General features: G+C 41.9%; 8 protein-coding genes. 4 read left to right on the forward strand and 4 right to left on the reverse strand.

Translation table 11 applies throughout. The features are described 5' to 3' along the window. Nucleotides 1-237: 237 nt before the first annotated feature. The 3 genes from HWQ36_RS00795 to HWQ36_RS00805 all read left to right on the forward strand — a co-directional run bounded on the left by HWQ36_RS00795 (nucleotide 238) and on the right by HWQ36_RS00805 (nucleotide 4,941). Nucleotides 238-960 (forward strand): cyanoexosortase B system-associated protein, encoded by a 723-nt coding sequence (locus HWQ36_RS00795; RefSeq protein WP_292697063.1) that lies wholly within the window; start codon nucleotides 238-240, stop codon nucleotides 958-960. Nucleotides 961-1,190: 230 nt separating this feature from the next. Then, nucleotides 1,191-2,555, forward strand: a complete 1,365-nt coding sequence (locus HWQ36_RS00800; RefSeq protein ID WP_292697067.1) for a polysaccharide biosynthesis/export family protein — start codon at nucleotides 1,191-1,193, stop codon at nucleotides 2,553-2,555. A gap of 211 nt (nucleotides 2,556-2,766) precedes the next feature. Continuing rightward, on the forward strand, nucleotides 2,767-4,941 hold the full coding sequence (locus HWQ36_RS00805; protein WP_292697070.1) for a polysaccharide biosynthesis tyrosine autokinase: 2,175 nt from the start codon (nucleotides 2,767-2,769) through the stop codon (nucleotides 4,939-4,941). A 92-nt stretch (nucleotides 4,942-5,033) separates the two neighbouring features. Here the strand turns inward: HWQ36_RS00805 and HWQ36_RS00810 are convergent, their stop codons facing one another. From HWQ36_RS00810 to HWQ36_RS00820, 3 genes are all read right to left on the reverse strand, one after another. Next, nucleotides 5,034-5,705 (reverse strand): rhomboid family intramembrane serine protease, encoded by a 672-nt coding sequence (locus HWQ36_RS00810; protein WP_292697072.1) that lies wholly within the window; start codon nucleotides 5,703-5,705, stop codon nucleotides 5,034-5,036. 119 nt (nucleotides 5,706-5,824) lie between these two features. Then, nucleotides 5,825-6,544 carry a rhomboid family intramembrane serine protease gene (locus HWQ36_RS00815; protein WP_292697074.1) on the reverse strand — a complete coding sequence of 240 codons (720 nt, stop codon included), beginning with the start codon at nucleotides 6,542-6,544 and terminating at the stop codon, nucleotides 5,825-5,827. Between the two features lie 132 nt (nucleotides 6,545-6,676). Further along, complete coding sequence (locus HWQ36_RS00820; protein WP_292697076.1) at nucleotides 6,677-7,156, reverse strand: MEKHLA domain-containing protein; 480 nt, start codon at nucleotides 7,154-7,156, stop codon at nucleotides 6,677-6,679. A 157-nt stretch (nucleotides 7,157-7,313) separates the two neighbouring features. Between HWQ36_RS00820 and HWQ36_RS00825 the strand changes: the two genes are divergently transcribed. After that, complete coding sequence (locus tag HWQ36_RS00825) at nucleotides 7,314-7,928, forward strand: hypothetical protein (protein ID WP_292697079.1); 615 nt, start codon at nucleotides 7,314-7,316, stop codon at nucleotides 7,926-7,928. Between the two features lie 381 nt (nucleotides 7,929-8,309). Here the strand turns inward: HWQ36_RS00825 and HWQ36_RS00830 are convergent. Beyond that, a partial coding sequence (locus HWQ36_RS00830) for a transposase (RefSeq protein WP_292697082.1) occupies nucleotides 8,310-8,583 on the reverse strand: 274 nt, incomplete at its 5' end.

The following is an 8,583-nucleotide window of genomic DNA, read 5'->3' on the forward strand; positions in this document are numbered from 1 at the left end:
GGCATTGGGCATGGAAAAGAGGCAGAGGGGCGGGGGGCAGGGGGAAAACTCTTCTCCCTTGCTCCCTGCTCCGCATCTTCCTCATCCCCCTCATCTCCCTTATCCCCCTTGTCTCCCCCATTCCCCATTCCCTATTCCCCGCTGCTCCCCTCCCTCTTAATCTACTCATAAATATTACTGAACTCATGGTGTGATTTTATAAAGTAAAATTTTGCCTAAGTAACACAAATTTTACTGATGATTTCATTCTCCAAGTTTTTCAAAGAAAACCAATTCAGTCAGGTAGCAGCACTTTTGTTATTGCTACTACTGCTAGCAATAGGAGGGGTTCCTGGATACCTGACAGGATACTGGCAGTGGAAACAGCCGCTACCTGTTACTACCCTTAAGGAGTTAAAACAGATCCGCAACACTGGGTTAGCTCTTCCTGGTTGGCAAACTACTGAACAAGCAGAACAGGAAATTGGCGAACATAAATGGTCTTTGCAGACACTTAAAAAAGAAGGTTCCCAATCTCAGGCAATCCTGCTTTTACTGCCGCAAAATGGGCCTATGGATCAACCAGAGGTAGAGTGGACAGATGTTAACGGCTGGGGAAGATCGCGCTGGGGAAAGTGGGATGTAGCGCAATCTCGTTCGGCAAAATTTACCGTGAAACCGCCTGGAAAGTTGGCTTCTAATGTCGAAACTATAGTAGAAGCTAGGTTCTTTCGCGCCGTTACACCACAGCAAACCTTCGCTGTCTTGCAATGGTACGCGATGCCAGACGGCGGAAATCCATCACCTTTCCACTGGTTCTTGGCAGATCAATTGGCCCAGTGGCGCAAGCAACGCATTCCCTGGGTAAGCGTGAGTATTCTAATCCCAATGGAACCTTTAGGGCAGGTAGAAACATCTTGGTCTTTAGCTAAGTCTATGGGGGAAACAGTGCAAAGTGCATTGATGGCGGGCCCTTTGTAGAGTCTCTGATGAATGCCTTTGTGCAGAGATTCATCAAAAGTATCTCTATAATTACATTTAGGCTAAAACTTAGCCAAAAGATGTTGATAATATGAAGTTAGAATTTAAATTTAGTAAAGTTCTTCTCTTTTTCTTAGTAAATACTTGCAGACTCCAGAGACATTGGGGACATTTATAGAGTAAAATAACGACTCGGCGCGAATAATTTCTATATCATTTTTTCTGCACCGATGTTCATAGATCCCACTTCTTATATGCGTGCATTCAGCGCCCTGTGTTTTGTCAGTCTTCAAGTAGGAGTTTTTTTAACAACACCTATCCAACTTGTTGTTGCCCTGCCTTTTCCACCTCAAGGACAATCACCAAGGCAACCCCCCTCGCCTGTGCCAGGTACTGAGACTGAGGTTGTACCTCCAGGTGCAAATGACGAAACTTCCAGCCAACTCAGCCGCTACCTCTTGGGGCCAGGAGATGTAATTGGCGTTGTGCTTCAGCGTCCTCCTGGCCCATACCGCTTAGGCATAGGAGATGGAATTAGCGTTTCGGTTCAGCGCTTTCCAGATTTGAGTTTTCAAGCTTCAATCAACCCAGAAGGTAACATTGTAGTACCGCTACTAGGAACAGTTTCTTTACAAGGTTTAACTTTAGAACAAGCTCAAGAAAAAATTCGCTTGGGTTTAAATCGTTATGTGGTTGATCCAGTAATAGTTTTAGCTTTAGCAGCGCAGCGTCAAGACTTAAGTTTTCAAGCTGTAATTAGTCCAGAAGGCAACATTGTAGTACCGCAAGTGGGAACGGTGTCATTACAAGGTTTAACTTTAGAAGAAGCTCAAGAAAAAATTCGCTTGGGTTTAAGTCGCTTTTTCCCAGATCCGATCGTAGTAGTATCTTTGGCAGGGACGCGACCAGTTCAAGTTACTGTTAGCGGAGAAATATTCAGACCAGGAATTTATCCGATTAATTCATCAACACCTCGCGTTGCTGATGCCTTGCTAATATCTGGGGGTTCAACGTTAAATGCAGACCTGCGACAAATACAAGTACGCCGCAAGTTAATTGATGGTTCTGTGATTTCACAAACTATTGACTTATACGCAGCACTGCAAAATGGCGGTTCAATCCCTAATTTACGCTTACAAGACGGAGATGCGATCCTCGTCCCCCGTCGTGAAGTTGGTAATGATGACGGTTATGACCGCAATTTGGTAGCACGTTCATCCTTAGCCACACCACAGATTAGAGTCCGGGTTTTAAACTACGCTGCGGGAGGTCTTTCTATTCAAGCACTGCCTAACGGCAGTACATTTGTAGATGCTTTGGGAGGAGTAAATCTTGATACTGCTAATCTCCGAGATATCGCTCTGGTTCGCTTTGATCCTGAACAAGGTAAAGCTGTTACCCAGAAACTTGATGCTAAAAAAGCTTTAGGAGGCGATGCGTCTCAAAATGTTGCGCTTCAAGATAATGATGTTATTGTTGTTGGTCGTAACCTAATAGGTAGAATTACTAATTTCCTAACTACCATTACCCAACCTTTCTTCAATGTTCAATCCTTTCTCCGGTTTTTTGACAACTTCGGTGGCAGGTCAAATTAGTAACTCTAAAAGAAGGATACAATCTGGAAATAGTTGGGAGTGTAGGAAGCCACATCTCCAACTGGTTTTTGAATTCGTTAATGTAAAAATATTAAAGATATCAACCGATATATAGTAGGAAGTTGATAGCATTCTTGTATCAAAACCACTATCTTTAGTTTGGTGCTTCCTAAATTTTTAATTTTTAATTTTTAATTGGAGCGAAGCGACCATGACCCCACCAATTGTTAAGCGCTATCTTATTGCTTTTGATAAGTACAAGTGGATTGGACTAGCTAGTTTTGGTCTAGTGATAGTAGGATCAACTGTGGTAGCTATGCAACCAGAGCCACCTACTAGCTATATAGCATCTTCCGCACTTACCTATAGTGGCCCACCAGTTTCTTTCTCTGCAACTGGTACTGAAATCCAACAGCAAGGAAAGGAATTGAATGAGGAAGTTTTACTTTCCAACCAGATAATTGCGGCAGTGGCAGAAAAAGTTGGTGTCAAACCGAAAAAGCTCGGTAGCAGTATCGTTCTTTCTATTCCTAAAAAAAATCCCAGGACTGGAGATTTGGAATCTAGTATTTTGGAATTGAAATATGTAGATACCGATCCCAAACGAGGTATACAGGTTTTGGCGGAATTGATGCAAGCAATGATCAAGTTGAGCAGTGATATCAATACTGGGCGATTACAAGCAATTATTGAAAAGATTAACGATCGCGTACCACAAGCTAAACGAGAATTGCAAGTTGCTGAAAAGAAGTTAGAACAGTACGATCGCATCGAGCGAACGGCAATATTAGCAGCCGAGAATGGCAGCTTGTTAAGCGCTGTTACTGCTAGCCAAAATCTCCAACGGCAAATACAATTAACTATTTCTGGGGTTGATGGTCAAGTTCGCAGTTTACAAAATAAGTTAGGCTTAACGGTCGGACAGGCTTATGTTTCTTCTGCTTTGAGTGCCGATCCCATTATTGGTAACTTACGAGCGCAAATTTATCAAAGTGAGTCGCAAATCGCTGTACTCAGAAAGGATTTGCGACCGGAACACCCAACGATGGTTCAGTTAATGCGTCAGAAACAAGCTGCTGAGGAATTGCTACAACAACGGGCGGCTGAGGTATTAGGTGGTGATGGGACGGCGGCTCCGCTTGCGGGTAGCGTTGCCGGGATTCGCACCCAAAGCAGCTTAGATCCGGCCCGCCAGCAATTGGCAAACCAAATGGTGTCTTTGCAAACCCAACGGGAGACGCTGCAACAACAACTACTTCAAGAGATCCAACAAGAAGCGCGGTTACGGCAAGAGTATTCTCTGATACCCAATAAACAATTAGAGCGATCGCGTTTAGAACAGGAGGTTGCCCTCAAAAAATCCATCTATGACCAAATGCAGGTGAAGCTAACCGATGCTAAAACCGCAGAGGCAGAAACTACTAGCAGTCTCAGCATTGCCAGACGACCGACAGCTGTTGCCGACATCAAACCCCCTAAGAGTGTACCTATTACCCTTGCAGTGGGCGGTTTCTTAGGTGTGGTGATTGGTGGTGGAGTAATATTTTTGTTGGGAGCGCTGGAAGGGACTTTCAAAACCAGGGAGGATATTCGCGAGAGCCTCAAGCAACGGGAAGTGGCAGTGTTGGGAGAATTGCCTTTAATGCCAGTTGATGATTTGGATAAAGAAGCAGTACCTGTGGTAGTTTCTGCTGATTCTCCTTATTTAGAATTTTATGAGAAATTCCGCAGTAATCTACGCCGGATTGGTGGTAAAAACTTAAAAGTGGTGTTGATTACTAGTACTAGTAGCTTAGAGGGGAAGACAGCAAGTGCTTATAACTTGGGTATAGCTTCTGCCCGTGCTGGTAAAAGAACCTTGATTATCGAAACAGATTTGCGATCGCCTTCTCGTTCTACATCTCTGAAAGTAATTCCTGACCCCGATGCCGCAATTGAACCCCTACGTTATTACGCTAACTTAAGTGAATGTATCCGTTTAGTTCCTGATGTAGAAAATTTATACATTCTTCCCAGTCCTGGCCCTGTGCGGCAATCTGCTGCTATTCTGGAATCTAGCGAAATACGGCGGTTGATTGAGGATGTCCGCGAACGTTTTGACTTGGTTATTTTAGATACTAGTCCACTCAGCGTATCCAACGACCCTCTGTTAATCCAACCCTACAGTGATGGGATCGTATTAGTCACACGGCCTCACTACACACAAGAAAATATGCTAGGTGAAGCTGTCGATCAATTGGTGGAAGCTGAACTGGGGTTATTAGGAGCAATTATCAATGGTGCTGATATCATCGTTTCTGTACCTGAAGAAGTTGCAGAAGCATCAACATTTACATCTGAGGTAGAACAATCAGAAGAAGTTTCAGCAGGTGCCAACAAAAACTAATAGTTTTAAAATATGGAAATTTTAACGCAGAGGATACGCAGAGCATTCAGAGGTAGCAATTGTTTCGCTACGATTTTTAGGAAATGCTGTATTTAGTCCTGCCGAAACAAGCCAAATAGGGGAGCGAGAATCACCCCAAAAACAAAACCCCCGATGTGTGCCCAGTAAGCAACTCCACCAGTTTCCATAGTCATGTTAGCAGCTGTTTGCAGGGTAGCAAGACCAGATATCACATTTTGCACAATAAAAAGTCCAATTATTACTAGTGCTGGAATTCTGATTGTAGTGATGAAGAACCCTAAAAATATTAAGGTCATGACTTTAGCGTGGGGAAAGCGAATGATGTACGCACCCAAAACGCCAGAAATTGCACCACTTGCTCCCAAGGAGGGAATCTCAGAATTCATCCCAATAAACCATTGGCATAAGGCAGCTAAAGCACCACACGCCAAATAAAAAATTAGATATTTGGCATGACCCAATCGATCTTCAATATTGTTGCCAAAAACCCACAGAAACACCATATTTGAGATTAAGTGCCACCAACCACCATGTAAAAATTGCGACGTAAATAACGTTATCCACTCTCCACTCAAATTGGTGGTTAACTCTTGAGGTATTACCGCATACTGATTTAAAAACTGACTCAATTGTGCATTTGACAGGCTCACCTCGTGAACAAAAACTAAAATATTCATGCCAATTAACCCGTAGGTGAAAAACGGGGTGATTCGCGTTGGATTTTCGTCGTAGAGGGGAAACACAGGTGTTTTTCCTAAATATATTGGCTAATTGCAATATAGCTTGTAAGGCTAGCAGTTGCGAAGCTTAGGCAATTTCACCTATTAAATTAATCAGTCTGATTGAAAGTCTTGATAACAAATCACTTATACCAAGATTCTTCCTGTGATTTATCGTTAAACAAACCTAACAGAGGGCCGAGAATTGCCCCAAAGATAAACCCGCCTGCATGGGCCCAGTAAGCAATACCACCGCTTTCCATACCGATGTTGGTACGTGTTTCGAGACTAGCAAGCCCATAGAAAGCTTGTTCGAGAAACCAGAATCCCAAAAAGAAATATGCCGGGACGCGGAAAGTTGGGAAGAAAAACCCTAAAGGCACTATGCCGAGAACTTCAGCATTGGGAAAGCGGAGAATGTACGCTCCAAGAATGCCTGCGATCGCACCACTCGCACCCAAAGATGGAATGCTAGAATCTTGAGCGAAGAACCACTGTGTTAATGATGCCAAAACACCGCAAGATAAATAAAACAGTAAATATTTGGCATGACCTAACTTATCTTCAACGTTATTACCAAAAATCCAGAGAAACAGCATATTACCTGCTAAGTGCAAGAAACCACCGTGTAAAAATTGCGAGGTAATCAAAGTTGCCCATTCTGGTACTGGTTGATGTAGAGAGATACCACCAAAGCTTAGGGTGAGTTCTCGTGGAACTACAGCCGCAAGGTGTAAAAACCCATTTAATGCTTGTGGGGGAAGACTTGCTTCATAAAGAAAAGCGAGGACGTTAGCAGCAATCAGCCCATAAGTTACATAAGGTGTGATTGTTGTCGGATTATTATCTCTAATTGGAACCACTAGCGTTTTTTCCTGATTTTAAGACAGCAATCCTACAATACGGAATTTTGTAAGTACTTTCTTCTACCTCGTGGATGGATTTCGCTTTGATATCTGAGACTTATTGTAGGACTTACCCTGAAACAGTAGTCTCTATGCGATAAATTTCCAGTTAGAGAAGAAAGCAGCTTGACCACACTGCTGATTTTGTTCATCTAAAACGTTCCAAAGGATAGTATCTTCTATGTAAAAACGTTTACCAGTGCTAGAAGTACGGATACCGGAATAATTCTTGATGAAGCCTTTAGTTGCTACTTCTGATAATAGGCGATCGCGTTCTTCCTGCACAACTTCTTCAGCTGATTTTCGGGAAAGCATTCTGGTAAATTCTTCCCAAGAAAGCTCCCATAGTTCCAAGGCTTTGCGATTACCATAGTTGAAAATTGGGTCTGATTCAGTGCCGTGAGAAACTAATGCAAAAGGTGCTTCAAATAATACTTGTGCTATTTCCTGGGGTACACCATTTACATCCAACAAAAAATTTCCCGTCCAATGATGAAAACTGTTAATTAGGCGCTGACTATGGTGAATAATTGCCTCTTGCTGCCAGGGAAATTCGATAATGCTGGTCATAAGAAAATGAATACATGGCATCAAAAGTATGACATAAAACAGTTTTTTTAAAGTTAACGCTTCAGGAAATCAGCAACGCCTAATATTTGCAAGATTGACATCCTCTCCTCAAAGCTGAAAATATGTTAGTTAATTCTCTATATAGGCTTGGCAACTCATGTTTTTTTCAAATTCTCTGGAAAATCAACTCCAGCGCTGGAACGAAACCATTCGCAATCAGCCGAAAAACCCTAACGCTTACGTTCGCCGGGGTATGGTTAACTTTCAATTGGCTAAAATTAATGAATCTATTCAAGATTTTGACATAGCAGAGCAACTGGATGCCAGTATTAAACCCTACCTCTGGCAACGGGGATTATCGTATTATTATGCAGAAAGATTTGCTGAGGGCGCTCAACAATTTGAAATAGATTTGACTGTGAATGCTCAAGATGTAGAAGAGACAGTATGGCGATATCTCTGCATAGCTCGTTCGTTAGGTGTTGAAGAGGCACGTAATTCTTTACTAACTGTGAAAAATGACCCTCGACGTATTATGCAGTGCGTATATGATTTGTATGCGGGAAATTGTACACCAGATGATGTTTTAACTGTGGGTCAATCAGAAGGGATAAAGGGAAATTTTTACAGTCATCTTTACTTGGGATTATATTACGAAGTTGAAAATAATCTTGATTTAGCTCAGGAATATATAGTTAAAGCTGTTGATAATTACACAATAGATGATTATATGTGGTATTTAGCGCAGGTACATAAGAAGTTGCGAGGATGAGCTAAGGTTTTTCTTAGAGGTTGTTTGAAAAGTGGTTGGCTGTGATTTTAGGCACTTGTTGATCCCCCCTAACCCCCCTTAAAAAGAGGGGAACCGGAATCAAAGTCCCCCTTGAAAAGGGGGACTTAGGGGGATCTAGAACCTTTCGCTACCGAGAAGAGAACTTTTCAAACATCCTCTTAGAGAAACTACCAGTTGTTTGCAAATAATGTGTTTTCAATTCGGACGTTATTTACAGGTCGCTACTGGTATTTAAGGGACTCTGGCACACCCCAAATTTTAATTGTTCTATCAATGCTATAACTAGCAATGAATTCGCTATCGCTTTTTACATCCGTCTGGCTCAGGATATATGTTATTTAAGCTGATACGCAGCTAAATTTAATAAACAGCATTACCTTTATTTTTAATCTTGCGCTCCCATTTAATAATCAGACCTCCTTCATTTAACAATTTATTTAATAACTCTTCTAGCTGTGATACTGATTCAAACAATCTATGAGCTATATATTCTTTTGCTGAATGCCAAACTAATTCAATCAAATTATAATCGGGGCTATAAGGTGGTAGAAACTCAAGGATAATATTTGGCATTTCTGTCTTAATATGGGCTAAAATATCTTTTCTTTTATGGAAACTGGCATTATCTAAAATA

Origin of the sequence: Nostoc sp. NMS2, assembly GCF_017115105.1 — a bacterium.
Lineage (GTDB): Bacteria > Cyanobacteriota > Cyanobacteriia > Cyanobacteriales > Nostocaceae > Nostoc.